This is a genomic window from Rouxiella silvae (assembly GCF_002093625.1).
In the GTDB taxonomy this organism is placed as follows: Bacteria; Pseudomonadota; Gammaproteobacteria; order Enterobacterales; family Enterobacteriaceae; genus Rouxiella; species Rouxiella silvae.
In genome coordinates this window covers 1-26439 of sequence record NZ_MRWD01000004.1, presented here as the reverse complement: position 1 = coordinate 26439, position 26439 = coordinate 1, and the positions used below count along the sequence as shown (strand labels likewise).

Genomic DNA, 26439 nt, shown 5'->3' with positions numbered 1-26439 from the left:
ATGACTTCTCGCACTGAATGGCCAGCCGGCTACTTTATCGGACAACGCGACCAGGTGCCTGATCCCGCAACCATTGAGGCCTTTCGCCGCCTGCCTGTTCCGAACATCGGCGACTGTATGGGCCGCAGCATCGGCGCCATTGGGCTACAGCCGTACCACGGCGACAACGGCGTAGTGCTGTGCGGTCCAGCTCTCACGGTAAAGGTTCGTCCGGGTGACAACTTGATGATTCATAAAGCTATCGAGATGGCACAACCCGGTGATGTGATTGTGGTTGACGGGTCCGGTGACCTCACGCAGGCACTCATCGGTGGACTGATGCGCACCTCGGCCTTGACCAAAAAGATTGCCGGCTTTGTGATTGACGGTGCAATTCGCGACCTGAACGAATGGACGGAAGGTGGCATCGCGGTATACGCACGCGGTAATACGCTGCGCGGCCCTAGCAAAGATGGCCCGGGCCAGGTCAATGTGCCTATTTCCTGCGCCGGCCTGCTGGTTAATCCCGGCGACCTGATCGTGGCCGACGTAGACGGCGTCATTGCTATCCCTTACGCCGAATTGCAGGACCTGCTGCCGAAGGTGCAAAAACACGCCCAGCGTGAAGAGCAAATTCGCGTCAACAATGCTTCTGGCACTACTGACCCTGAGCGTTTCAACAGTCTGTTGCGCGCAAAAGGCTGCCCCGTTTAATTTCCAAAAGGAGTTGGCATGAAACTCATGATAAAAACGCTAAGTTTGATGATTGGTCTGTTACTGGCAGGTGGAGTGCAGGCAGAAGATAAAATTCCGCCGACGCTGCCGACCCAGCAAGATGCACGTTTACAGCAAGCAGCCACCTCGCCGCACGTCTGGAATGGCGTAACGGTCACCAAAGAGGGCCGAGTTTTCGCCTCTTTTACGCAATCTGAAGGACCGGGGCTGGAACTGGGTGAAGTGGGCGAGAATGGCAAAATAACGCCTTATCCGGATGCCGAATGGAACCAGTGGACATCGTCTGACCCCGAACACCATTTCCTGCACGTCAACGCACTGCGCATCGGGCCTGATGGCTATCTTTGGGCGGTAGACGCCGGTAATACCGGGATTGGGACCGGCGCAAAGTCAGTGGACGGTGGCGCCAAGCTGGTAAAAATTGACCTCGCCAGCAACAAAGTCATTAAAACCTACCTTATCAAACCGCCGATACTTAAACCGGCCAGCTATATTGATGACGTGCGTTTCAACGGACATTTCGCCTACATGACCGATCCGGGCGCCGTTGGCCTGGTGGTATTAAATCTACAGACCGGCAAGGCACACCGCGTACTCGACGACCAACCGCTATCTATTGACCACGCACCAATCTATGCCGACGGTAAGAAGCTTATTCTGCCAAACGGCCAGGAAAAGCGCGTAGGGCTAGACCAGCTGGAAGTCTCTCCAGATGGCAAATGGCTGTATTATCAGGCTATTCCTGGACCAATGGCACGTATCGAAACGCGCTATCTGGATGATGCCTCACTGCCTGTTGATGAAGTAAACAAACATGCTCACAAGTTTGTCGATACCTGGAGCACTGGCGGTACCGCTATCGACAGCGAAGGCAACATTTATGCCTCTGATATCAACACACGCTCAATCAAACGTATCACCCCAGAGGGTAAAGTCTCGACGGTTGTTTCTGACCCACGTTTGGTGTGGATTGACGCCATGTGGGTCAGTGATGGTGCACTGTGGATGCCCTCGGGTCAGATAAATCGCACACCCGCCACTACCGGCGGAAAAGCGTCAACGGTCGAATACCCGGTCAAAATTTACAAACTGCCGCTGCCTATCAAGCCGTCACCGCGAGACCATTCATAAACTATGAATAAATTTGTGCCTGCGCTTTTATGCGCGGGCACATTAAAAAAATTAGAAACTAATCAGGAAAAAATCAGATAACGCGGGAAAACTGACGCTGGCGAAGCTGCTGGCGCAGGTAGATATCAAAACACATGCAGATATTACGAATAAGCAGTCGGCCACGTGCAGTCACCACAATCCGGTCAGCGTCTATTGCGGCTAATCCATCTTCTACTAACGGCTTAAGCAGTCGCAAATCTTCGGCAAAATAGTCCTGGAAAACGATCCCGTATTGCTGTTCAACGGCAGTGAAATTCAGCTCAAAATGGCATATCAAGGCTTTGATAACGTCGCGGCGCAGACAGTCATCATCGGTCATTTTCAGGCCACGCCAAAGCGCATGCCCACGCAGCTCAATCTGCGCATAATAGGTTTTCAGGTCTTTTTCATTTTGCGCGTAGGTATCACCGATCATACTAATGGCCGACACGCCAAGCCCCAGCAAATCACTGTCGCCCTGGGTGGTGTAACCCTGAAAATTACGGTGTAGCTTACCCTCTCTCTGCGCGATGGCCAGCTCGTCTTGCGGACGGGCAAAGTGGTCCATGCCAATAAACTGATAACCCGCCTCGGTCAGCGAAGTAATGCTCTGCTGTAGGATTTTCAGTTTGTCTTCCGCACTCGGCAGGTCGTGGTCTTTAATTTTACGTTGGGCGGCAAACAGCGTCGGCATGTGTGCGTAATTGAACACGCTCAGCCTGTCGGGATTTAATAAAGCAACGCGCTGAAGCGTAAGCGCAAAACTTTCCGGCGTTTGCTTGGGCAAGCCGTAGATTAAATCGATATTGGTGGAACTGAAACCCAGAGCCTTGGCACGTGCCATCAGCGCAAAGATGAAATCCTCATCCTGCACCCGATTTACCAGCCGCTGGACCTCTTTATTAAAATCCTGAACGCCCATGCTTAAACGGGTAAAACCCTCATGACGTAAATGATCCAGTACATCCAGCTCGATTTCTCTGGGATCGAGCTCAAGCGACATTTCGGCATCAGGTATAAAGTCAAAATGTTGACGCAGCAGGCCAACCAGCCGACTGATTTGCGATTTGTTCAGATAGGTCGGCGTTCCACCGCCCCAGTGCAACTGACTCACTTGACGGTTTTTAAACAGCGATGCGCGCTGAACAATCTCTTTCTCCAGCACGTCTAAATACTCTTCAGCCTTGTGCTGCTGACGGGTTACCAGCTTATTGCAGCCGCAGAAATAACAAAGCCGGTGGCAAAAAGGGATGTGTACATAAAGAGAGAGAGAGCGCTCAGGAAAACGCGAGGTGGCCTGTTTAAACGTATCGTTACGATACTCAGGACTGAACTCCAACGCAGTGGGATAAGAAGTATAACGAGGTCCAGAATAGTTATATTTCTTAATCATCGCCATATCCCACTCAATGACCTGTGCTGGCATGCCGACTCCCTGCTGTTGTTGAAGTTATGTTGAGTTATTCAGTGGCGTTTACCATGCGTTGATGGCCGTCGTACTGGAAGAGAACGCCTGGACGGCCTTAAAACACTGACTTTATGCAGCCGGGACTTTTGTCTCGACAGGCGTTTTAGTCTACATACTAAACAAACGATAAAACAGACCAAGAATAGGGCCATCGCTAATACAATGATATTCATCAATGAAACCTAGAAAGAAACGTTAAATTGCCGAGTTTCGGTCAGAAGGCAATAAAGCTGGCAGTCCGAGTTAACCTCTAGTTTACTCATCGCCCTGAGCTTGTGGGCGCTGACCGTTTTGATACTCAGGTTCATTCGGTTGGCGATGCTGGTTAAATTCAGGCCCTTACACAGCAAGCGCAGAACTTCCATTTCTTTGAGCGAGACCTCTCTACCGCTGCTATCCTTACCTTGGAACAGTGATTTCATCATACCCTTTTCAATGTAAACTTCATTATTCAATACCGAGATAATGACCCGCTCCAGCGTTTTTTCGCAGATGTCCATACTGATATAACCCGTAGCACCCATTTCAAGAATGGTGCGCATCAGACTAGGATGTTTATAGGGTGAAATCACAATAATCTTGAGGTTGGGGTACTTCTTGGTCAGCCACTTGATTAACGCATAGCCGTCCAGCGATGAAATTGGATTAGTATTTTCTTTAGTACTCAGTGAGTAACCCAAAATAAGCAAGTCAATGTTATTACTTGCAAGAATATTGACCAACTCATTGGGCGTTGAGGTATCGGCAATAATATTATACCCATCGGTCGGATCGCTACTCAGCTGCTCGCCATAATGCATATTATTAATGAGAGAAACAACACCTTTACGAACCAACTTTAACTCATCTGCTATAACGATATTAATACACATAATCACCCCATTAGTGTTTTAGCATAAACCAATTTAAAAAAACAATCCCCCTGCGTTATATAAAATAAAATTTATATATTACGTTGGTTTTCACAAAGCGCTACGACATCGAAATAATGAGCGGCGGGTCATTTGATTATTTAATAAAACTCAACTAAAATCACTTATTAAAATAAATGGAAATTATAAAAAATATAATAGAAGTTCACAGATTCCCAACCTCATTATACAAGAATGTTTCGCGAACCACCCTATAAGATAAGTCTTGTTTATAGGTGGAGGGATTTTATTTTTTACATTGGTCAGGTAAAGGCGCGGCTGGATCTTCATCGACTTTGAATATCCATTCCTGATAAGTCTTTGCCTTGCTAAACTCATTGTCTTGTTCAGAGAATCCCATTTTTTTCAAGGGTCGCCTCTGATCTGATGAATGAACGCCAATCCAGCGACCTTCAGCGTCGAAAACTTTTATCCACGCCTTTTTAGGCATGAAAGGATCGAGATATACTTTTCGTAGATGATACACAGGCTTTTGGCCGCGATTATCAATCAGTAACTGCGAAAAATCCGTCGGGAAACAGCCCCCGTCTTTGGGACCGTCTTCTTCAGCATTGATATTATCCGATCCACGATAGTGATTAATGGCCTCTCGAATTTGATTTCCATTAAACAATAACTGTGCCTCCTGCCGTTGCCGAAATCGACTGGCAATCAGGTCCTGACTTTCAAGCAGCATAAAGGCCATAATGCTTAGCCAAATCAGTAATAATAAATAGCTGAATCCGGCTTGTGAATTACCACTGCGCATACTCGGTCCCGTCGGTTGATTTCAAAGGCGACCCACTGTGTACATCAATAATTTTCCCTTCTTCATTTTCCTTGGGAACCCAGCTCGTGCGTTGATCCGTAATAGGGTCGAGCGGAAGCTGGCGTAAATATTGCCTGTCAATCAGTGATTCCAATGAATCAGGATAGTCGCCATTATCTCTGAGATAATCATCCAGGCTGAGGCGCAATACGTTGATATTATGTTTCAATACCACCTCACGTGCCCTTTCCGTCTGTTGAAAATATCTCGGCACGGCAATCGACATCAGCACGGCAATAATCGCCATCACCACCAACAGCTCAATTAAGGTAAATCCTTTTTCACCATTGCGCATAGGGTATTCCGTTCGATCCGCTTAACGTGCTGCTTGAACGAATATCGTAGACATCTCTCCCACCGTCGAAATTATCCGGTTGGGACGTTGAGCTGCGAAGTTTCCACGTCTCTTCGTTGCTTCGTCCCCCACAGTCGCAAAAAGGATCGCGTGGAATATGCCGCAGCAGGTAAATCATCTTTTTATTGGCTGAAGTGATATCTACCACCCCCTTGCTCAGCGCGCTTAGCTCCTTGGGATAACCCAGCTCATCGGCCGTTTTAGCTACCCGCCCGGCCAGTGCAAGTTTGTGATAAGCATCAAGGGCATCACGGATTTGTTGCAGCGCGAGCGTCAGCTCTTGCTCTTTTTGTCTGGTGGTATATTTACCCACCGCGGGCAGCGCAGCGGCGGCTAGCGTGGCCATAATGGTCAGCGTGACCATCATCTCTATGAGCGTAAAGCCTTTCTGATGCTGACTCATAAATCGTCGGCCTGCATTGCACCTGCATACGGATCAGGCAAAGCGGCGGGCATCTGTGAAGCAGGTCCCCGTGCCGGCAGTTCAAACTTCTCGGCGTTGAGTTTTATTTTACCCTCCGAGTGCAGAATATTATTCTCTACACCAGGCATATCCTCCGTGCCAAGCTGAATGGTGCTGATATGCGCACCCGGTAAATCGATATTATGTTCAAGATGTGGCGTGATAAGCAGAATAACTTCGGTGCGGCTGCTGCTGCGGCTACTGTTACCAAACAGCCCACCAATCAGCGGAATATGACTTAACCACGGTAAACCTTGTTCACCGTCACTTTTATCCTGCTTAATTAAACCAGCGAGAATTTGCGTTTCCCCATTCTCACTGCTCAACACTGTTTTTGCCTGTCGGTTGGTGGTTTTATAATAGGTATCGCCGGTGCCTGATTTTATTTCATTACCAAGATTACTGAGATCAAAATCAACGTCCATCGTAATAGTGCCGTCCAGGCTGATATCTGGAGTTACCAGCAGCTTCAAGCCGACTTCGTTGTACTCAACTTTGCTGGTATTGCCGTACTGGCTGGTGCTGCTGCTGACTACTGGGATTTTTTCACCAATGTGGATTTCGGCTTTCTTACCGTTTTTCACTCGGATACGCGGAGTGGCCAACACGGTAGACTTGCTCATCAAGTCTTTGATGTTCAATGCTATACCGTTGGTGCTGCCGAAATTCACATAGAGATTGTTGGCGGTCAATGCGTTGAGCTTAATGCTGGAATCCGAAGGAGCCGAACCCCCCGTTTCCTTATCAGAAACAGCAGGAGTGCCCAAGCGTAAGCCAATTTTGTCGGGGTAATCGATGCCTAAACTTTTGGCGTCGTTGGTCGACACCTCCAGAACCTGCACTTCTAGCGTCACTTCTGCATCGGGACGGTCGAGCGTCATCAACAGCCTTTCCGCCATATCAACGGTCTCGCTGGGCGCACGCACGGTGATGGTATTGGTGCGCTCATCAACATGAATATCTTTAATTTTTAGCATGTTACGCAAGGCGATGTTAACATCCTTGGCTTTGGCATAGCCGAGAAAGAAGGTTTTTACCTCGATATTTTTATAGGTTTTATCCTTCGACTGGCTGGCCGGATAAATCAGCAAGGTGTTGCCGTTGAGCACTTTCTTCCTGAGCTGGTTGGTCAACAGCAGCAGGTTAATGGCGTCTTCAGCGGTCGTATTTTTGGCAATGATGCTGGCCTTGGTGCTCACTGACACGTCATTATCATAAATAATATTCACGCCGGTCATTTTCGAAATAGTATTGAAGATGTCGATCAGATTATGCGACTGAAAATTCAGTGAGACATTCTTCTTCATCTCAGCATTCATTTTTTCATAGGGCACATTGCTGGAAGAAAGTTTACGCAACAGATGATCACGCAGTGCTTTGCCCTGCGGCCAATTAGGCTCCTCTTCCAATACCAACTGAATCTTCTGGAGTGCGCGTTCTGGGTCCTGAACCGCCAGCTTTTCAGCCATTAAATAGGTTGAATCGAGTGCGCGATAGCTACTTATCCGCCGAAGTCCCTGCGCAGCACGGCTGTTTCCTGACTGATAGGTCAGCACCGTGCGCCAAAGCTTTGAGGCCTGTGCATACTGGTTGGCTTTCAGTGCATCCTCGGCCTGCGCCAGATACATGTTGACCAATATGCTGGTATCAATCTGCTCGCGGCTTTTTAGCTCAACGTTGTCGGGATCGGCAGCGCGCTGCCTGGACAGTTCGCCGAGCGAGTTGATCAGGGTGGCTTGTGATGTCTCTTGCGGCTTGGCAATATCGTCGGTTTTTTTCGCCGCACAACCTGCTAACAACAGAAGACTGATGGCTATCACCAAAGGTTTTTTATTTAGCATTTTTATGTTTTGCATCTTTAAAAGTTGGCTCAGATTTCATGTCGCCAAGGGGCAAACGCTGTTCGCGCATTTGGGGTAACCAAAGAAACGTAAGACTGTCGGTCGAGACGCTTTTTAACTGCCAGTCTTTGTTTAGCGGCATACCTATCCAGACGCGCTGAGGGGCGCGGCATTTTTTACAGATAATCCAGTGTTGACTTCCCTGCTGAAGCATCAGCGCACGCTGGCCGTCACTCCACCAGCTGCCCACCAAGTTGAAGGGCAGACTGGGCACCAATGGCTCCTCCACTTTGGCGACCACTGGGGCTTTATGTACCGCTTCCAGCTCAGGCGCTGGCTTAAGCGGCTTAATGCCCGACGGGAAGAGATCAACAAAACTCTGCTCCAGCTGCGAAGTGGCGGTAGGCGTAATTTTCACCGCAGAAGGACTTGGTGCACGATGAACCACGGAAAGGGGTACCGGCTCATCCGCTTCGTCACCAAGCAGGCTATAAAGTGCCAACGCACAGGTTGCCAACAGGGCAATTTGCAAATAGCGAGGGAGTTTCATTGATGTACTCCGGCTACGGTGACCCGCAGCATAATCTGTAACTCGCTGAGGTCGGGATGTGAACGACTGAGGGTGATAGCGTTAACTTTCACCGGCAGCGTTGCCGTAAGTTCACTCAGCGCGTCATAAAAGTGGCGATAATCGCCTTTCATGGGTATATCCAACCCCAGCTGTTCCGGACGGGTATCGCTTGCTTCAATAAACTGATAGCGACTCTCCTGGGCCATCAGCTGATGCTTGCTTAAAATGTCGAAAATTGCCTTAACCTGCTGATATTCAGTAATGCTCATATTTTTTTGCAGGGCGGACTGCGCCGTTGAAAGCATCGGTAAAGGAACAGCAAGCTCTTGACGAATTTCCTCGATGCTATGCCCAAGGCGTGCATTTTCCGGGCTGAGGACGGTGCCAAGGAAAATCAGTGATCCCAGCCAGACAACAAAAATCAGCAACGGCAGCGGACCCAGTCGTTGATAAAGCGTGCAGGCATACCAGCGCAGCCGCCCAGTCAAAGCCTGCATATTGAGTGTTTCTCCCCAGTTAATCTTCATGGCGAAACTCCACGCTCAGCGAGGCTTTGACTTTCCAACGGCCTTTGGGGGCCGCTTCGGTGGCGTGGCTTTCAAGTTCTACCTTGTTGGTCACGTTCTGTAAGCGCGCGGTAAAATCCAGCAGGCTGTTGAGCGAGTCGGCCACCACGGTCAGCCGTGCCTGATGCTGTGAGTTGTCAATATCCAGCGAGACAAGGGCAACGTCGTCACGCATTGCTTTGCCTAACAATTGCAGCGGCAGCAGGTCCGGTGTCGATTTTTCTGCACCGGGCAGTTGACGATGAAAGGCTTTTTGGCTGAGGCGTATTTTTTCCGCCGCCGCTCTGTGTGCCTGCAATTTTGTCTGTACCGCATCGAACATTTGGTGATACTGCTGCTTTTCGCTTAATGCCTGTTGCATAAAATATCCCAGCGGCAAAAACAGCAGGATTGCCGCCACAGAGGCTTTTATTGCCCACGTCGGCGAAGCGCTAAAATGTAAAGTACTCATACTTTTTCTTCTGCCGGAGTCGAGAGACCAAAATACTGCGGGCGATAATCGCCAGAACAAGTGTTCATCACGTGCCAGTCCAGTCGGGGTATTCCCGCCAGACGGTTGGCTATTGCCAACTGCGCCTGGGTGTCGGCGGCAGGCAAATGCAGGGTAAAAGCGCTGTGCCACTGGTTTTCAAAACGCAGTACAAAGCTGCTTTGCATTTCGCCGATGCAGGCAAACAGGCCGCAGGTTCGCGCGTTTTTTTTGTCACTGCGCCAAAGAAAATCAAACAGGCTGCGGCAGCCGATAAAACGCAGGCGGCAGCGCAGTGCCAATGCGCGGTAGGTATCGAAACTTTCTTGACTCATCAGCGCGGCAAGACCGTTTTTGCCATAGGCAAAGTCGGTAAACGCTACTCGCATAGGGGGAGATACCTGCCCCTGCTGCTGCTGCTGATGGAACGCTATTGCATACAGATCTCGCTCGTGGGGCGTTGTCACGCCTTGGTGCCAAGGAATAATCAGATAATGCAGTTGGGAGAAATCGAGAATAAATTCAACGCGGTCGACGAAAGGCAGTCGAGCGGGAATGTGACTGAGGAGTTTTTCAAGGCTTGTAGCCTGTTCAGACTCATCTTCCACGATAATTTCGCAAACCTGACGCTGAGCCAGAAAAAGTCGTAGCCGTCGCGGATGGACAAAAATCCGCCAAAGATTAGTGTATTGAAATAACACGTTTCACTTCCTGTAGGGTGGTGAGCCCTTTGCATGCGGCATCAATAGCGATATCTCGCAGGGGGATGAATCCGTCTTTCAAGGCGGTCTCTCTTAAGTTTCTAATCGATGAACGCGCCAGCATGGCCTCTTTCATGGCATCACTGAAAAACAGCACCTCTGCCAGCGCTAAACGTCCGTGATAGCCGCTGTCGCGACACTTTTCACAACCGCGACCCTGGGCCCAGACGCCTTTTTGCAGCTGTTCGGCGGTCAGATTCCAGTCTTTTACCTGCTGTGCATCGGGGTGCTTCTCTTCACGACAGTGCGGACAAATTTGGCGAACCAACCGCTGCGCCACCACGCCGTTCAACGCGGTTATCAAACTGACCGGCTCAACCTGCATATAAAGAAAACGTTCGAGCACGCTAAAAACGCTGTTGGCGTGCACGGATGACAAAACTACGTGCCCGGTAAGCGCGGCCTGAACCGCAATACCCGCCGTTTCGCTGTCGCGTATTTCACCGACCAATATGATGTCTGGATCGTGGCGCAAAATGGCGCGAAGCCCGCGGGCAAAGGTCAGCCCTTTCTTATCATTAACCGGGATCTGCAAAACACCGCTGAGCTGATACTCGACCGGGTCTTCAATGGTGATGATTTTGCTCTCACCGCTGTTTAATTCACTGAGCGCCGAATACAGCGTGGTGGATTTACCGCTGCCTGTTGGGCCGGTCACCAGCACCATGCCATAAGGCATGTGGGTTAACTGGCGAATTGAATCCAGCGTTCGTTGGTCAAAACCTAGAGTTTCAAGCCGAAGATTTTGCTCATGTGATTTGTCCAAAACGCGCAGCACCGCGTCCTCGCCGTGAATGCTGGGCATAATCGACACGCGAAAATCTACCGGGCGCTGCTGGATAAGCGCTTTGAAACGCCCATCCTGCGGAATTCTGCGCTCTGAAATATCCATACAGCCCAAGACTTTAAGCCTTGAGATAACCTGTTCCGCCTGCTGAGTGCCGTTGCAGCGCGTAATGAAATGCAGGACGCCGTCGATACGGTATTTCACCACCAAGCCATCGTTAACGCTTTCAAGATGAATATCGCTGGCGCGGCTTTGCAACGCATCGAACAGCGTGGCGTTAACCAATTTAATGACCGGACTTTGCTCGCGTGACAGTGATACGAGCGAGATATCGGTGAGCAAATCGTCCGCTGAGTCTTCCGACTCCTGCTGCCCGAGATGGTCGGTGGTGCGCTGCTGGCGAGACAGTATTTCAAGCTGCCCGGTTATCCACGAGGGCTGACAGAGCCCCAGCTTATCGGTATAGCGCTGTGCCCACTGTCGCAGCGGCAGGGAGAATGGATCGCTGAGCAGTAAATAGCTGCTGTCGTTGAACCTGAGCGGTAAAGCCCCGTGAGAGAGAGCCTCGGCAAGCGGCAAGTGGGTGAAATCAAGTTCCGCACCCGCGAGCTGCTCTGCACTCAGAGGATAAAGCCCAAAGGCCTCGGCTAGCGGATGCAGTTTTTCCGGACAGTCGCTTAGCAGTTGTTCGAGATGCTCACAGCGCGGTGCACTCTCTTGTGTTAGCCAAAACTGAAACTCTTCTACTGTCGAATCAATGAACCGTGTCATGACAGGCTCCCCGCCATCTCGAAGATTGGCATGTAAAGAAGAAACACCACCATGCCGACCATACCGCCGACGAGCAGCATCAGCACCGGCTCAAACACTTTGCTGAAGGTTTCGATCGCGCGTTCCAGACTCTCGTCATAAAACGCCGCAATTCGCTCACACATCGCGGGCAGCTCACCGCCGCGCTCGCCAACGGCCAGCAACCGTGCAGCCACAGGGGTAGTCAATTGATAATTATTTAACGTCTGCGATATCGCTTTTCCCTCACGGACCTCATTCAACACCCCTTTGAGCCTTGGCCAGTAGCTGGCAGGCAGCAGCGTGCCGGTCATCTCAAGCGCGTCAACCGCCGGCATTCCGCCTTGCAGTAATAAGCCCAAAGTGCGGTAAAAGCGGATCAAAACCGAAAGCTCAAACTGAGACCGAAGCTGCGGAATGCGCATTAACACGTTCATCATCACTGTCTTCATCGCCTTACTGCGCAGCAATACCACCAGCGCAACCGTCGAAATCAGCGTTGCGACCAGCAGTAACATTCCATGCTGGGTGACTAACTTCCCCCACCAGACAATAAACTGTGCGCTAGAAGAGGGATTCTTCATCCCAGCAAACACCACTGAAAAGCGTGGGATAATAAAACCGAGTAAAAAGAACATGATAAGTGCACCCACGCTGAGTACGACACACGGGTAGAGCAAGGTAGAGCGGATGCGTTTACGTAAAATGTCGATTCGTTTTTCATAAAACTGAAAGCGCGTCAGCGCGGTCGCCAACTGTCCAGTTTGCTCCGAAGAGGCAACAGTGCTCACCAAGAGGGCAGGGAAAATGTGCGCCTGGGCGGCCATTGCCTGTGAAAGCTGACACCCCTGATACAGTTCCTGCAGCAAGGAAAACAGAACCTGACGCTGAAACTCTTCCCTGCAGCTTTCGTGCAGAGCTTCAATAGCCTCGACCACCACCAATCCCGCCTCAAGCAGCGCGACCAGTTCTTGGGTAAATAGCACCAGCGGAAACGGCTTTTTACCGCCCTTCCACTGCTGGCAGGCTTTAACCTTAATAACTAAAGCCCCACCCGCCGCTGCGTTTATTCTTGCTTCATCGGCCGATTTGCCCCGAATTCGCTGTATAGAACTCTTACCGTTAAGCAATAAAGTGACATCAAAGGTTTTCATTCACATTCACCGAAGTTTGGCCGTACGTTGTTCAATCAAGCGCTGATAGTGCGGCCAAACGCGTTTAACATAACGTTTACGCAGTCCGGCATTCTTGGGTGCAAGTCCTGCGTTATAGGCACCCACGGCTTCCCAGCCATAGCCTTTTTTCCGAATAAAGCCCGCCAAGATCCATGCGCCACTCATGACGCTTAAACAGGGATTTTCAATGAGCTGCTGCTCGGAAATATTAAATTTATTCAGCGTCGGTATATTTCGACTATTAATTTGCATTAAGCCAATATCGTAACTGCCGTCTTTATTTTTACTTCGTGCCGCTGGATTTAAATTGGATTCAACAATCCCAATGGCCTGTAGCAGTTCGGGTTCAATGCCGTAGCGTTCGCCCGCCTCTTGCCAGCAGTGGGCATAGGTCGGCGAGGCGAAAAATAAAAACGACCAAAGAAGAATTAATTTGCACATTAGTAGACCAACGTTAGAAACCGTAATTCAGGGACTTTCCGTTGATACCCATTGAAAATATATCAACCTCGTAAATGGCATTCTTGTCTTTGGTCGGGTTATTCCACTGGTAGGCATTCCCCCACGGATCGTTAGGGACTTCCTGGCTCAAATAGGGACCGCGCCAACCTTTTACACCGCTGGGCATATGAGTCAATGCTTTCAGCCCTTGACTTGCTGTCGGATATTGCCCCACATCGAGACGATATTGACCCAACGACTCGGACAGGGATTTCATTTGGCTACGCGCGGTCTTTTGTTTGGCCTGATCGACCTGCGAAAAAAGTTTCGGGCCGACAAATCCGGCGAGCAGTGCGATAATCATTAAAACAACGAGAAGCTCAAGCAACGTAAATCCGCTTTGTGTTTTATGTTTTAAATTCGTTAACTTCATAAAATCCTCAGGTGAGGTGAATAATGAGATAAATATGATAATTATATTTCGCTCTGCTATTTTTCAGCAAAGCCAGAGTGGATAACAGGGGAAGCCTCTTTGAACAACTGAGAATTAACTCAGCCATCTATAGAATATTCTCATGTTCTGGCCGCTTTATAATCCACAATATCGATTTAAATTACAAATCAACGTCATTAATCGACAGGAAATTAAGAATAATAAAATTAATCGTACGATAAAAAGATTACGCTGGCTTATGTGTGTGACAAAGAGCCTAATGAATAAGAGAAAATAAGGGAATTTAAGCAATGAGGCCTTCATTATGTTAATGATATTGTTGTCAGTAATGCTCGGTGCAGTGATAGGAAGTTTCCTTAATGTAGTTATCTACAGATTGCCCAAGGCCCTCTGTGGCGAAGAGATATCATTAAGTTTTCCCGCCTCTTTTTGCCCCGAATGCCTTCACCCCCTGCGCTGGCGACACAACGTTCCGGTCCTCGGCTGGCTGTTACTAAAGGGTAAATGTGCCGACTGCCGGTCGGCAATATCACCGAGTTATCCCTTAATTGAAGCGCTGATGGCGGCCCTATTTGGCTGGGTCGTATGGCAGCACGGCCCCAGCGTTGACGCTGCTATTATCCTTTTCGCGCTTTGCCTGTTGGTTCCGCTTGCCTGTATTGATGCCAAGACTATGCTTTTGCCCGATCGGCTGATGTATCCACTGTTGGTGTCTGGTCTGGCCGTTGCCTTTGCAGGCAGAGGACGAATTGATTGGCAGGATGCCTGTTTGGCAGCAGCATTAGGCTATGCCGTGCCGTGGATGCTTTCAAAAATATTCTATTTACTGAAGAAACGGGAAGGGCTCGGAGGCGGGGATATAAAACTGTTCGCAGCGCTTGGTGCATGGGTAGGCTATACCCAACTTTGGAATATTATGATGATTTCCTGCATATTGGCCCTGCTTAGCGGATTAATTTTATTAAAAGTTAAATCTGGACAAGCTTTCCCCTTTGGCCCCTACCCTATTATCGTCACCATTTTAATTTTCCTCATTAATTAATAAACAACAAAGCCGAAGCAAAAGATATTTCTTAAAAAACGGGAGTGGATTCTGCAACGCAGAGCCTATCTTCATCATCTACATTACGTGTAAAACTACAGCCAATAAATATCATTAAGTCCCTAAAAAAATATCGCTATCATTCAGTTAAAGGAATGGCTGTCTAAGACGTATGTCGTCCACGCCATCCTTTAATTATAATTAATTAAAGAGTTTTAAAATGCTTAATTATTTTGAGGTAATAAAAACCTCTGCGTCAATCACGAGTAAATCAGCGAAAAGGACAGCCTGCTTATTTGCCGTTGTTTCTACATTCAGTGTTCACGCCACCCCTTCTTCCGACATTATTACTATCAGTGCGCCGCTGGATTCTCCGCTCACCACCGTAACCTCAACCAAGGCGCCTCGTCAGCCGGTTCCAGCCAGCGACGGCTCTGATCTCTTAAAATCGATCCCCGGATTCTCGCAGGTTCGAAACGGTGGCAGTAATGGCGACCCAGTATTACGCGGCATGTTTGGCTCGCGTTTAAATATTCTTACTAACGGTGGGGCCATTTATGGCGGTTGCGGCGGTCGTATGGATGCGCCCACTTCTTATATTTCCCCTGCCAGTTTTGACCTGCTTACCGTGATTAAAGGTCCGCAGACGGTTATTTGGGGCCCGATGGCCTCTGCTGGAACCGTTCTCTTCGAGAGTAAACCTGAAAATATTACCCAACCTACTTTTAACGGTGAAGCTAACTCACTGGTGGGCAGTCAGGGGCGTTTTGACCAAAATATCGATACCACGTTAGGCGGCGAGTCTGGTTATCTCAAACTGGCGGCAGGGAAATCTCGGGCAGATGATTATCGCGATGGCAATGGGCTAAAGGTACCGAGCCATTGGGATAAATGGAATGCCGATCTCAGCCTTGGCATCACGCCGGATAACGACAGTCTGGCTGAGTTGAGTCTGGGAACCGGTGATGGTGAGGCACGTTACGGCGGACGCGGCATGGACGGGGCACAGTTTCTACGTAAAAGCGCCGGTCTGTTGCTGGAAAAGCGCAACATCAGCGAGACGCTATCCGCACTCAGCTGGCGCATTTACTACAACCATGCCGACCATATTATGGATAACTACTCCCTGCGAGATGCGTCATCGGGCATGAAGATGGCGTCACGCGTCGACAGAACGACCTACGGATCGCGAATATCCAGTACCTGGCAAGGGCCTGTGCATCAACTGGTGGCAGGTCTCGATACCCAAAGCAGCTCTCACCGCAGCAATGGGATGACGCAGTGGAAAAAGAACGCCAGCCTCAACCAGTCTGGACTGTTTGCAGAACTGACGACCGAAACGACCACCGCAGCAAAAATCATCAGTGGAGCAAGAGTAGACCGGTGGCAGGTGAAAGATCTGCGTATGCCAGAAGCCTCACGCACAGAAATACTGCCGGGCGCTTTTACCCGTTATGAAATGACCTCGGCCACGCTGCCGCTTAAGTCATATATCGGCGTGGGTTATACAGAGCGGATGCCTGACTACTGGGAGATGTTTTCGAGCGCGGGAAATATCAACCACGTTCGCACCGAGAAAACCACTCAGTTCGATTTTGGTACCCAATATAAAGGCGAGAATACCGAAGCTTGGTTCGCCGGATATCTTGGTCAAGTCAATGATTTTATAGTCTTTGATTACGCCACACCTTCAAAGGCCACTCGCAATGTTAATGCCCAGATCATGGGCGCAGAACTCGGCAGCGCCTACGCCCTCAGTGAGCGATGGAAGCTTGAAGCTACGCTTGCATGGGCGTGGGGAAACAATCGAAGCGACCACCAGCCTTTACCGCAAATACCGCCGGTCGACTCAAGACTGACGCTGAACTATGCGGGCAATGACTGGAACTCCAGCCTGCTTCTGCGTCTGGTCAGTGCACAAACGCGCGTCGCTAGAGATTCTGGCAATGTGACTGGCAAAGACATGGGGCCAAGTGCCGGATTTGGCGTGGTTTCATGGAATGTGGACTATGCGCTGACACAGCAAGTGAAGCTCAACGGCGGCGTCGATAATCTGTTTAATAAACAGTATGCCGAGCACCTGAATATGGCGGGTAACAAAGACTTTGGCTTCTCGGCCCAAAAACAGCTTCCTGAACCGGGCCGCAATGTGTGGGCTTCCATACAGGTAAAATTCTAAAATAAATCAGTATAAACAAGGAATTAACATTCAATGGAAAACAGTATTGCACCACGCGTCCGCTATGACAGGTTTAGCCGTATTTTACACTGGGCCGTTGCCGTTATTATTATTTATGCCATGTTTATGGGGTATTTATTACATGCCCTGCAGGGCACACCCTATTTCCAATTTTTCTCTGTTTTAAATATGACGCTCGGCACACTGGCCACGCCAGTGATGATCGTGCGGTTTAGCTGGCGCTTTTTCCGGCCTTCCGTGCCTTATGCCGCAGATGTCAGCCGCATGAAGAAAAACGTTTTAGTGTTTGCCCATGAAATTTTCTATCTGGCGATTTTTGTGACGCTGATTTCAGGTTTTTTGATGCTGCAAAATGGATACAACCTGTTTGGTCTGTTCCCAATACCGCAGCCAGTCACAAGTCTTGAGGTGAATAAGTTCTTCTTCGAGCTGCATCGCTATGCGTGTATCACCGTAGGGGTAATTTTACTGGGCCACGTTTTTGCCGTCGCTAAACATTATTTTTCAGGCAACAGATCAATTATCAGACGTATGTTCTAAGCAATAAAAAGGCCCGGCCGTGATAAACACGTGCCGGGCCTTAATGCAGTTTTTTAAACGGCTAAATAATCAGTTACCGCCTTTCAGCAGGCGATACATGTTTTCACCCTGCTCTTCGTCTTCGTCATCTTCGTCGCCCAGCTCAATGCCCAGCAATTCCATCAGAACGTCGATACGGTCCAGAGTCTGATCGACATAGCTCTGGTCTTCCGCACTCAGGGTTTTACCTTCATCGAGCTGATCCAGCAGCGAGTCCAGACGCGCGTCGTTTTCCAGAAGCGTTAACTCTTCTTCCGGCGGCAGCGCTGGCTTGGCTTCTTGCTTAGGCTTGGCAACTTTCTTAGGTTTCGGTGAATTGTTGAAAACTGTCTCAACAATCAGCGGAACGGCTTTTTTGCTGCCAATACGTGGGTCAGACTTTTTCGCTGAGGCGGACGCGTTCTTCTCTGCATCAGGGTTAGCGCGTGATCCTGGTTTGTGGCCACGACGCTTGTTGTCACGCTTACGTTCGCGTGCTTCAATATCAAGCTCAACGCGACTTTTTTTCTTCGTTTTTGACGTCGCGGCTTTGGCACGCGGTGCTTTCGCTGACTGGTTCATAGCATGTACTCTTAGGTGTGTTCATTTAGTATAGAATTGCGGCGGAATCTAGCAGAAAGCGGACAAAGAAAAAAGGCAGCAAGTTGACCTTGGCACCTTTTTCTTTATCTTCATGGAAGATTTTTTGTACACTACTGTGCTTATGCACCAATAATACTCTTATTTTACCACTTGCGTTCATCGAGTAATAAATCTTTACCCTAACGCGCGAAAGGCTCACTATACGCCCGCAATGAATGCGTTATGTAAAACAGAACCACATCTCGCCTCTCTTACAGCTATAATCGCCAGCCAGTTACTGAAGCCCCACGGAGACACACGTTTTGACCAGCCAAACTTACAACTATCACATGACCCATTTCGTCATCAGTGCCCCTGATATCCGGCATCTACCGAGTGATGAGGGCATTGAAGTCGCATTTGCTGGTCGTTCAAACGCAGGAAAGTCCAGTGCATTGAATACGCTGACCGGGCAAAAAAGCCTGGCTCGAACCAGTAAAACACCTGGCCGTACTCAGTTGATCAACCTGTTTGAAGTTGAAAACGGCATTCGTCTGGTCGATTTACCGGGTTATGGCTATGCGCAAGTTCCCGAAGAGATGAAGCGTAAATGGCAACGCGCACTGGGTGAATACCTTCAAATGCGCAACTGCTTAAAAGGTTTGGTGGTGTTGATGGATATCCGCCACCCGCTGAAAGACCTCGATCAGCAAATGATTCAGTGGGCGGTTGACGTTGGCACGCCGGTGCTGGTGCTGCTGACCAAAGCGGACAAACTGGCTTCGGGTGCACGTAAAGCGCAAACCACGCTGGTGCGAAATGAAGTGGAATCGTTTATGGGCGATATTCAGGTAGAAGCGTTTTCTTCCCTGAAAAAAATCGGCGTCGACAAGCTGAGCGCAAAACTCAATACCTGGTTTAGCGAGATCCCTCCTGAAGTGCTGGAAGAAGAGCTGTCAGGCGAGTAATCGACACGCGACAGGCAAAGTACGCCTAAGGGCAGCTTTCGAGCTGCCTTTTTTATGGCTGAAACCCGGCTATATTTACCCAAAACCTGCCAAAATCCCAATAAAAAACGCCCCAGACATAAATGCCTGGGGCGGCTAAAATATTCAGCCAAATCCGATTACGTGAAGTAAAAGGTCTGAAAGATAGAACATCTTACCTCTGTACCCTACGACTCAGACTTTACCTCATTTTTTTGAGATGAAAAAGCGTTTTTTGTAGTTTACTTACACAAAACTTGAGGGATATGCGATCGACCTCATACAAATCCCTCTTGATGATGTTGTTTAATTACAAAATCAGCTTGTTTTATCGTCACTTAGTGAGCTTGGTCCCAATTCTCGCCAACGCCGACGTCAACCTGAAGTGGAACGGCAAGCTCCATACTGGTTTCCATGAGTTGTCGAATAGTCTCTTTGGCTTTTTCGAGATCGTCTTTATGCACCTCAAAGACTAATTCATCGTGTACCTGCATGATGATCCGCGCACGCGGTGCATCCGGCTGCTCTAACCAGGCGGCAACGTTGATCATCGCCCGTTTGATGATGTCGGCGGCAGTGCCCTGCATTGGCGCATTGATTGCCGCACGCTCGGCTCCCTTACGCCGCATGGCATTGCTGGACTTGATATCCGGCAGATAGAGGCGACGTCCGTCCAGCGTCTCGACGTAGCCCTGCTCAGAGGCCTGCTGACGGGTGCGCTCCATATACTCAAGCACACCGGGGTAGCGCTCGAAATAAAGATCCATATAACGCTGGGACTCTTTACGTGGAATATTCAGCTGCCGTGATAACCCAAAAGCACTCATGCCGTAAATCAGACCAAAGTTGATCGCTTTAGCACTTCGGCGCTGTTCGCCGGACACTTTATCAAGCTCAGTACCAAAGACTTCAGCCGCGGTCGCTCGGTGAATGTCTTTACCCTCGGAGAAGGCCGTCAGCAGCCCCTGATCTTTTGACAGGTGCGCCATAATGCGCAGCTCGATTTGAGAATAGTCGGCCGCCACAATGCAGTAATCCTGCGGGGCAATAAACGCCTGACGAATTCTACGGCCTTCGTCGTTACGTACCGGAATATTTTGCAGGTTAGGATCGCTGGAAGACAAGCGTCCCGTGGCGGTCACGGCCTGATGGTAAGAGGTGTGCACTCTTCCCGATTCTGGGCTGATCATTAGAGGTAGCTTGTCGGTGTAGGTCGATTTAAGCTTCGCCAATCCACGATATTCCAGGATTACTTTTGGCAGCGGGTAGTCCAGTGCCAGCTCGGCCAGCACTTCTTCATTGGTTGATGGTGCGCCGCCGGGCGTTTTCTTCAGAATAGGCAGTTTTTGTTTTTCATACAAAATCGCCTGCAGCTGCTTGGTGGAGGAGAGATTAAACGGCTCCTCTGCAAGCTCATGCGCCTTGACCTCAAGCTCATTGAGGCGAATGGCCAGCTCTTTGGAGTGAGCGGCCAAAATATTTTGGTCAATCAATACACCGGTGCGCTCAATGTGAGAAAGCACGGCAACCAGCGGCATATCGATATCGGTAAACACTTTTTTCAGGCCTGGCTCCTGAGCAATTTTAGGCCACATGGCCTGATGCAGCTGCAGGGTGACGTCGGCATCTTCTGCGGCATAGGGCGCGGCCTGCTCGAGCGCAATCTGATTAAAAGTAAGTTGGTTTTTACCTTTACCGGCGATCTCTTCGAAGGTGACGGTCTTATGGCCAAGAACGCGATCGGCCATGCTGTCCATGTCGTGACGACCGGAAACGCTGTCGAGCACGTAGGATTCAATCATGGTATCGAAATCGATGCCCTTAAGTTCGATGTCGTATTTCAGTAGCACGCCACGGTCGAACTTAAGATTCTGGCCCACTTTCGCCTGCTTGGGATCTTCAAGCAGCGGCTTAAGCTGTTTAAGCACGTCGCTGCGGTCGAGCTGAGGTGGGGAGTCGAGATAATCGTGCGCTACCGGCAAATAGGCTGCTTTACCTGGTTCAATAGCGAACGAGAGACCAATCAAGTTAGCGGTCAGCGTATCAAGGCCGTCGGTCTCAGTATCGAAGGCGAAAACCTCCGATTTTTTGAGCAATACCAGCCACTCGTCAAGCGTTGCCTGGTCAAGAATGGTGACATAGCCCTCCTGTGAGAGCTGAGCGCGCTCTACAGGCGTTTGAGCACTATTATCGGCTTCCGGTGAAGCACTTTTCTTGCTGGCCGTCACGACCCCTTTCTTGCCGCTTAACCAGCCGCCCTGATCGACGTCGGCTAGCCAGCGTTTAAACTCATAGCGTTCAAACATCTCTTTCAGCACCGCGTCGTCCGGTTCACTGACGGTAAGGTCGCCGCAGGTGATTTCCAGCTCAACGTCGGTTTTGATGGTCGCCAGCTGATAAGATAGATAAGCAACGTCTTTGTTGTCGGCAAGCTTGGCGGCCATGGTTTTTGCACCACGGAAGCTCAGGGTCGCAATGTTGTCCAGATCGGCGTAGAGAGCATCCAGTCCGCCAATACCCTGCAATAGCGCCTGTGCGGTTTTCTCACCCACGCCAGGTACGCCCGGAATGTTGTCCGAAGAGTCCCCCATCAGGGCTAAATAGTCGATGATAAGCTCCGGCGGCACGCCGTATTTGCCGATCACTTCTTCCGGACCCAGAATCGAGTTGTTCATGGTGTTGATAAGCGTGACCCCCGAGGTCACCAACTGAGCCATGTCTTTATCGCCGGTGCTAATTAATACCGCATGCCCCGCCTTCTCGGCCTCAAGCGCCAGAGTACCGATGACGTCGTCAGCCTCAACGCCGGGCACCACCAACAGCGGTAATCCCATCGATTTCACCATCTGATGAAGAGGTTCTATCTGTGCGCGCAGATCGTCAGGCATTGGCGGGCGATGTGATTTATATTCGGCAAACAGTTCGTCGCGAAAGGTTTTACCTTTGGCGTCAAACACCACGGCAACGTGACTTGGCTGATACTGTAGCAAAAGGCTGCGCAGCATGTTCAGCACGCCGTACATCGCGCCAGTGGGCTCTCCCGCTCCATTGGTTAAAGGGGGGAATGCGTGATAAGCGCGGTAGAGGTAGGACGAACCGTCTACCAGGATCAGGGGATTTTCAGCAATCTGGGCCATAACTCTTCTTTATTCGTCGCATGTCATACCCCTAAGCATGCCATAGCTGAGGTTAAAGGCGAACCTTCAAAGAAAATTTGATGTTGATCTTGCGAGGATTCTCGCAGGATCAACCTGTGGATAACTTTGTGAGTAAATTTGCGACAGGATCATAGATTTGAGTTGCATAACACAGAACAAATCGATATACGGCGGTTAATCATCAAGTTATAAGCAGGCATCCTGCAATGAGGTTGTCATTTTAATTTAATCATCATTGTGGATATAACTACAGGACTCAATATTTAATTAGGAATTTTGGCATGTAACTCTAAAATATAATGGCGCAGACGTGAGGAAAAAAAATAAAAGTAAACACCCAAAATGGATGTTTTGAAAGCAGGCAGGATTACCGTGATATTTACCAAATCGGTATATAAATACAATATAAACGCCAGCTCAAGGCTGGCGTTTATTAGTCTAAAAAGAGTCCGGTACTTATTTCTGCGTCGTCAGGAAATTGACCACGTCGGAGAATTGCTTAACGTAAGCATCCATTGAGCTAGTATCAAGTCCATCATTTTTAATCTGATATTTGCCATTTACATAAACGGATGGCACGCCTTGAAGACCAAAATCGGCAGCGGCTTTCTCTTCTTGCACAACCAAAGATTTAACCACGAAGCTGTTCAATGCGGCATCGTAATCTTTACCGCTCACGCCGGCCTTAATAAAGACGTCGCGAATATCGGCTTCATTTTTAACAGTCTGAGATTTCTGTACGGCATCAAACATTAGCGGGCTTACTTTATCTTCGACGCCCAGCGCCATCGCAACCGCCCAGGCTTGAGTCAGCTGCTTGCCCAATGGACCCAGGAATTCAACGTGATACTTCACGTATTTCACACCCTGCGGTAGGTTTTTACGCACAGTGTCGGACACGTGCCAAACTTGCTCGAACTCATAACAGTGCGGGCAATAGAATGAGAAAAACTCTACAACCTGTGGCTCGTTAGCTAAAGGCTTATCCAACTTATTGTATTGAGCACCGTCAGAAAATTGCGCCGCAGAAGCGCTAAATGCCAATACCATTCCTACAAGGGCTAACATGATCTTTCTGGCAGAAAAAAGGTTCTTCATAACTCGTCTATCTCCATTTAAATAAATATATAGCGCTTATTTCGTTTCTCAATACATTGGCATCAGCTGTAAAGGAGGTGCCCGTAATTTATTAATTTGCTCTTTAAATGCGGCGGCTTGGCCTCGCCAAAAGTCTTCGTCTTTCATCCAAGGAAAACTGTTTGGGAAGGCGGGATCCTGCCAACGGCGAGTCACCCATGCCAGATAATAGACCATTCGCATGGCGCGCAGTGGCTCGATAAGCGCCAATTCACGGCTGTCAAAATCGGCAAATTCACCGTAGGCTTCCAGCAAAATATCTAATTGAATGAGCTGCTCGGAACGTTCACCGTGCAATAACATCCACAAATCCTGAACTGCCGGACCGTTGCGGGCATCATCTAAATCAACAAATATCGGACCATCGCGCCAAAGAATATTTCCCGGATGACAGTCTCCGTGTAAACGGCGAGGTTGCCAATCGTGGTGCCAATATTCTTTAATAGTGGTAATTAGCTCATCCAATATCGAAAGGAATGCGATTCGCTGTTTGGCGGGAATTAACACACTGCCAGCAAGAACTTCTCTTGGCTCAGTGAGATACTCGGTCAGGTCCATGGTGGGACGATGAGTGAAAATATTTTCGCTGCCAACCTGATGGATCCTGCCGAGAAAACGCCCAACCCATTCCATCTGGTCGAGATTATCTATTTCATACTGCCTTCCACCAATGCTTGGAAACAGGGTAAACATATATCCCTGATGGAGATGCAGCGTCTTTCCGTCAATCGAAACGGGGGCAACAGCAGGGATTTCTACGGCGTCCAGATCGTGCGAGAAGCGATGTTCCTCTTCTATCTGCACGGCGCTCCAGCGTTCTGGACGGTAGAACTTCACCACGTAGCGTTTGCGGTTTTCGTCGAGAAATTGATATACCCGATTCTCGTAGCTATTGAGTGCGGTTAACCCTGACTCAGCAATCAAGCCAACACTTTCCAGCGCATCGAGGATAAGGTCTGGAGACAGTGCCTGAAAATTAAAAGCAGAATTATTCATAACTTCATTCAGATTGGCCAGAGAGCAAGACGATAGTCTGAAATAGTACCATCAATTTTTAGCCTGACGCATGAAGTTCACATAAGTTTACATCAATCCTTAATGACGCCTCGCGCACGTAAAATTGCCGTTTTAAAGTCATCTTCATAATCTTTTTTTAAGCCGGGGATCTCATCTGTGCTGGCACTTTCCCTCATTTTAAGGTGATAAATCAAAGCATCATCGCTTAACTCATCGAGTTTCTCCTTAAAGCCAGTTTCTGCTGCCAGCTTCGCAAGAAATTGCAGCAGAGTTAAGTGCGGATCTTTTTTCCAGGCCGGATGCAGCAGTTCAATCAGTTCGTTAATGCGATGATCATTCATTAGTTGCCTCTTTAAAGCGTAATATTTCGCGTTACGTCTAGGTTCTTTAATGTTTAACAGCATGTCTTAGAGGGAAAAAGATTAAGCTGATCCAGAACAATATTTTGCATTTACGGTTTAAAGTTAGCCTCGAGGTTTTAGAATAGGCAACAGTAAAAACGTGGAGTACCAACATGACGAGCAACATGATTACAGGCGTCATTCTGGCCGGTGGGCGCTCCTCCAGAATGGGGGAAGATAAAGGGTTGGTCATGGTCGATGGGCTGCCGCTGTATGCGCACATCGCCAACAGGCTGGAACCTCAGGTCACTCATCTCATGGTTAGCAGCAACCAAAATCAGGAAAAGTATGCGGTGCGATATCCGGTGATCGGTGACCTTATTCCCGACTTTGCCGGTCCGCTATCGGGCATGCTTGCGGCGCTCTTGGCCAGCGAAACCGAGTGGGTGGTCTGCGTTCCCTGTGATGTGCCGGACTTTCCTGACGACCTGGTTCAGCAATTATGGAAAGGCAAAGGGCAAAGCCCAGCAGCCTACGTGAGCGACGGTAACCGTGCTCATCCCGCGTTGTGCTTACTCAATAAAAGCCTGCTCCCCAGCCTTAAATCATATCTTGAACAAGGAGAGAGAAAGGTAATGCTGTTTTTCTCGCAGTGTGGCGCAAAAGAAGTTCTCTTTGATAACACAGGTGATTTTTCAAATTTAAACACCCCAGCAGACGTTAAACTTTGGCAACAGTCTAGCAGGAAAGGCTTATGATCCCTTTATTGGGCGTAGTGGCACACAGCGGCAGCGGCAAAACTACGCTGCTTAAACAGGTGATCCCTTATCTGCGTGAGCATCAGGTAAGAGTGGGCCTGATTAAACACAGCCATCATTCTGTTGACGTTGATACTCCCGGAAAGGACAGTTTTGAGCTTAGAAAAGCCGGGGCCAGTCAGACTATGGTTGCCAGCAGCAGCCGTTGGGCATTAATGACGGAAACGCCGCACGCCGAGACGGTCAGTCTGCCCTATTTGGCAAGCCGATTTGACGAGTCCAGTCTCGATATCATTCTGGTTGAAGGGTTCAAGCATGAAAAAATCGATAAAATCGTGCTGTTTCGTCAGGAGAGTGGTCGAGGTATAGACGATATTATGGACGATTATGTTGTCGCGATCGCTACGGATACGCCGTTAAATTCAACAATGACTCAGTTAGATCTTAATAACATTGCGGAAGTGGGCGATTTTATCATCAACTGGCTGCGTCACCGGTCATTCCTTTCTCGCTAAATCTGCTTTTAAACAACTTTTCTTAGTTAGCCTGACGCAAAAAGGCCCCTGTCGTCAGACAGGGGCCCGATTTTCGTAGCACTTGACCCGGCTTTTCGCCCTTTTACAAACGCCAATTAGCAAAAAACCCCAGCTTTCGCTGAGGTTCTGTGCTTTATTTGATGCCTGGCAGTTTATGTACGACTCCGTCATACCCCCTTCGGGCCGTTGCAAGCAACGTGCTAAAAGCGAAGCTTTTAGTCCTGCTCTCTTCTCGACCAGGGAACCGGCCATCAACGAGTTAAACAAAAAAACCCCAGTCTTTCGACTGAGGTTTCTCTGTTTATTTGATGCCTGGCAGTTCCCTACTCTCGCATGGGGAGACCCCACACTACCATCGGCGCTACGGCGTTTCACTTC

General features: G+C 49.2%; 28 protein-coding genes. 8 read left to right on the top strand and 20 right to left on the bottom strand.

Going from position 1 to position 26439, the window contains the following annotated elements; genetic code table 11:
- Together BS639_RS02685 and BS639_RS02680 are read left to right on the top strand one after the other, a co-directional pair.
- On the top strand, positions 1–693 hold the full coding sequence (locus BS639_RS02685) for an RraA family protein (RefSeq protein WP_084982208.1): 693 nt from the start codon (positions 1–3) through the stop codon (positions 691–693).
- An 18-nt stretch (positions 694–711) separates the two neighbouring features.
- Entirely contained in the window at positions 712–1845 is a 1134-nt protein-coding gene (locus BS639_RS02680) for an L-dopachrome tautomerase-related protein (RefSeq protein WP_084982207.1), read from the top strand.
- Positions 1846–1918: 73 nt separating this feature from the next.
- On the opposite strand, the gene hemN is transcribed toward BS639_RS02680, so the two are convergent.
- The 14 genes from hemN to gspG all read right to left on the bottom strand — a co-directional run bounded on the left by hemN (position 1919) and on the right by gspG (position 13725).
- A complete protein-coding gene (hemN, locus tag BS639_RS02675) occupies positions 1919–3292 on the bottom strand; it encodes an oxygen-independent coproporphyrinogen III oxidase (RefSeq protein WP_084982206.1) in 1374 nt (457 codons plus the stop codon).
- Positions 3293–3516: 224 nt separating this feature from the next.
- Positions 3517–4206, bottom strand: coding sequence for a response regulator transcription factor (locus tag BS639_RS02670; protein WP_084982205.1), 690 nt, complete (start codon positions 4204–4206; stop codon positions 3517–3519).
- A gap of 286 nt (positions 4207–4492) precedes the next feature.
- The gene (locus BS639_RS02665; protein WP_084982204.1) at positions 4493–5014 is read right to left on the bottom strand and encodes a type II secretion system protein; all 522 of its coding nucleotides are present in this window, start codon (positions 5012–5014) and stop codon (positions 4493–4495) included.
- Positions 5001–5369 (bottom strand): type II secretion system protein, encoded by a 369-nt coding sequence (locus tag BS639_RS02660; RefSeq protein WP_084982203.1) that lies wholly within the window; start codon positions 5367–5369, stop codon positions 5001–5003. The genes BS639_RS02665 and BS639_RS02660 overlap by 14 nt, the downstream gene beginning before the upstream one ends.
- Positions 5356–5832 carry a type II secretion system protein gene (locus BS639_RS02655; RefSeq protein ID WP_084982202.1) on the bottom strand — a complete coding sequence of 159 codons (477 nt, stop codon included), beginning with the start codon at positions 5830–5832 and terminating at the stop codon, positions 5356–5358. Before BS639_RS02655 ends, BS639_RS02660 begins: the two co-directional genes overlap by 14 nt.
- Positions 5829–7733 (bottom strand): secretin and TonB N-terminal domain-containing protein, encoded by a 1905-nt coding sequence (locus BS639_RS02650; RefSeq protein WP_084982201.1) that lies wholly within the window; start codon positions 7731–7733, stop codon positions 5829–5831. Before BS639_RS02650 ends, BS639_RS02655 begins: the two co-directional genes overlap by 4 nt.
- Positions 7723–8283: a hypothetical protein gene (locus BS639_RS02645; protein WP_084982200.1), complete on the bottom strand. Its 561-nt coding sequence runs from the start codon at positions 8281–8283 to the stop codon at positions 7723–7725. Before BS639_RS02645 ends, BS639_RS02650 begins: the two co-directional genes overlap by 11 nt.
- Entirely contained in the window at positions 8280–8831 is a 552-nt protein-coding gene (locus BS639_RS02640) for a hypothetical protein (protein ID WP_084982199.1), read from the bottom strand. Before BS639_RS02640 ends, BS639_RS02645 begins: the two co-directional genes overlap by 4 nt.
- Positions 8821–9321, bottom strand: a complete 501-nt coding sequence (locus tag BS639_RS02635) for a hypothetical protein (RefSeq protein ID WP_084982198.1) — start codon at positions 9319–9321, stop codon at positions 8821–8823. The genes BS639_RS02640 and BS639_RS02635 overlap by 11 nt, the downstream gene beginning before the upstream one ends.
- Positions 9318–10040 (bottom strand): hypothetical protein, encoded by a 723-nt coding sequence (locus tag BS639_RS02630; protein ID WP_084982197.1) that lies wholly within the window; start codon positions 10038–10040, stop codon positions 9318–9320. The genes BS639_RS02635 and BS639_RS02630 overlap by 4 nt, the downstream gene beginning before the upstream one ends.
- Positions 10021–11658, bottom strand: coding sequence for a GspE/PulE family protein (locus BS639_RS02625; RefSeq protein WP_082457353.1), 1638 nt, complete (start codon positions 11656–11658; stop codon positions 10021–10023). The genes BS639_RS02630 and BS639_RS02625 overlap by 20 nt, the downstream gene beginning before the upstream one ends.
- Positions 11655–12830 carry a type II secretion system F family protein gene (locus BS639_RS02620; protein WP_084982196.1) on the bottom strand — a complete coding sequence of 392 codons (1176 nt, stop codon included), beginning with the start codon at positions 12828–12830 and terminating at the stop codon, positions 11655–11657. Before BS639_RS02620 ends, BS639_RS02625 begins: the two co-directional genes overlap by 4 nt.
- Positions 12831–12836: 6 nt before the next feature.
- A complete protein-coding gene (locus tag BS639_RS02615; RefSeq protein ID WP_084982195.1) occupies positions 12837–13292 on the bottom strand; it encodes a transglycosylase SLT domain-containing protein in 456 nt (151 codons plus the stop codon).
- A gap of 13 nt (positions 13293–13305) precedes the next feature.
- Entirely contained in the window at positions 13306–13725 is a 420-nt protein-coding gene (gspG, locus tag BS639_RS02610; RefSeq protein WP_055773459.1) for a type II secretion system major pseudopilin GspG, read from the bottom strand.
- 325 nt (positions 13726–14050) lie between these two features.
- Between gspG and BS639_RS02605 the strand changes: the two genes are divergently transcribed.
- From BS639_RS02605 to BS639_RS02595, 3 genes are all read left to right on the top strand, one after another.
- Entirely contained in the window at positions 14051–14788 is a 738-nt protein-coding gene (locus tag BS639_RS02605) for a prepilin peptidase (protein ID WP_084982194.1), read from the top strand.
- 220 nt (positions 14789–15008) lie between these two features.
- Positions 15009–16967 carry a TonB-dependent copper receptor gene (locus BS639_RS02600; protein WP_084982193.1) on the top strand — a complete coding sequence of 653 codons (1959 nt, stop codon included), beginning with the start codon at positions 15009–15011 and terminating at the stop codon, positions 16965–16967.
- Between the two features lie 33 nt (positions 16968–17000).
- Complete coding sequence (locus tag BS639_RS02595; protein ID WP_055773455.1) at positions 17001–17528, top strand: cytochrome b; 528 nt, start codon at positions 17001–17003, stop codon at positions 17526–17528.
- A 69-nt stretch (positions 17529–17597) separates the two neighbouring features.
- On the opposite strand, the gene yihI is transcribed toward BS639_RS02595, so the two are convergent.
- Positions 17598–18128 (bottom strand): Der GTPase-activating protein YihI, encoded by a 531-nt coding sequence (gene yihI, locus BS639_RS02590; RefSeq protein ID WP_055773453.1) that lies wholly within the window; start codon positions 18126–18128, stop codon positions 17598–17600.
- Between the two features lie 323 nt (positions 18129–18451).
- On the opposite strand from yihI, the gene yihA reads away from it, so the two are divergent.
- Positions 18452–19096 (top strand): ribosome biogenesis GTP-binding protein YihA/YsxC, encoded by a 645-nt coding sequence (gene yihA / locus BS639_RS02585; protein WP_055773451.1) that lies wholly within the window; start codon positions 18452–18454, stop codon positions 19094–19096.
- A 144-nt stretch (positions 19097–19240) separates the two neighbouring features.
- Here yihA and BS639_RS25340 read toward each other — a convergent pair whose 3' ends face one another.
- The 5 genes from BS639_RS25340 to BS639_RS02560 all read right to left on the bottom strand — a co-directional run bounded on the left by BS639_RS25340 (position 19241) and on the right by BS639_RS02560 (position 24767).
- Positions 19241–19288 carry a spot 42 RNA, inhibition of DNA synthesis gene (locus BS639_RS25340; protein ID WP_071892919.1) on the bottom strand — a complete coding sequence of 16 codons (48 nt, stop codon included), beginning with the start codon at positions 19286–19288 and terminating at the stop codon, positions 19241–19243.
- A gap of 164 nt (positions 19289–19452) precedes the next feature.
- The gene (gene polA / locus BS639_RS02575; RefSeq protein WP_084982192.1) at positions 19453–22251 is read right to left on the bottom strand and encodes a DNA polymerase I; all 2799 of its coding nucleotides are present in this window, start codon (positions 22249–22251) and stop codon (positions 19453–19455) included.
- A gap of 477 nt (positions 22252–22728) precedes the next feature.
- Positions 22729–23370, bottom strand: a complete 642-nt coding sequence (gene dsbA / locus BS639_RS02570) for a thiol:disulfide interchange protein DsbA (protein WP_055773448.1) — start codon at positions 23368–23370, stop codon at positions 22729–22731.
- A 48-nt stretch (positions 23371–23418) separates the two neighbouring features.
- Positions 23419–24405, bottom strand: a complete 987-nt coding sequence (locus BS639_RS02565) for a serine/threonine protein kinase (RefSeq protein WP_084982191.1) — start codon at positions 24403–24405, stop codon at positions 23419–23421.
- A 92-nt stretch (positions 24406–24497) separates the two neighbouring features.
- On the bottom strand, positions 24498–24767 hold the full coding sequence (locus BS639_RS02560; RefSeq protein WP_055773444.1) for a YihD family protein: 270 nt from the start codon (positions 24765–24767) through the stop codon (positions 24498–24500).
- Positions 24768–24940: 173 nt separating this feature from the next.
- On the opposite strand from BS639_RS02560, the gene mobA reads away from it, so the two are divergent.
- Together mobA and mobB are read left to right on the top strand one after the other, a co-directional pair.
- On the top strand, positions 24941–25525 hold the full coding sequence (gene mobA / locus BS639_RS02555) for a molybdenum cofactor guanylyltransferase MobA (protein WP_055773441.1): 585 nt from the start codon (positions 24941–24943) through the stop codon (positions 25523–25525).
- Positions 25522–26040 carry a molybdopterin-guanine dinucleotide biosynthesis protein MobB gene (mobB, locus tag BS639_RS02550; RefSeq protein WP_084982190.1) on the top strand — a complete coding sequence of 173 codons (519 nt, stop codon included), beginning with the start codon at positions 25522–25524 and terminating at the stop codon, positions 26038–26040. Before mobA ends, mobB begins: the two co-directional genes overlap by 4 nt.
- Positions 26041–26439 lie beyond the last annotated feature (399 nt).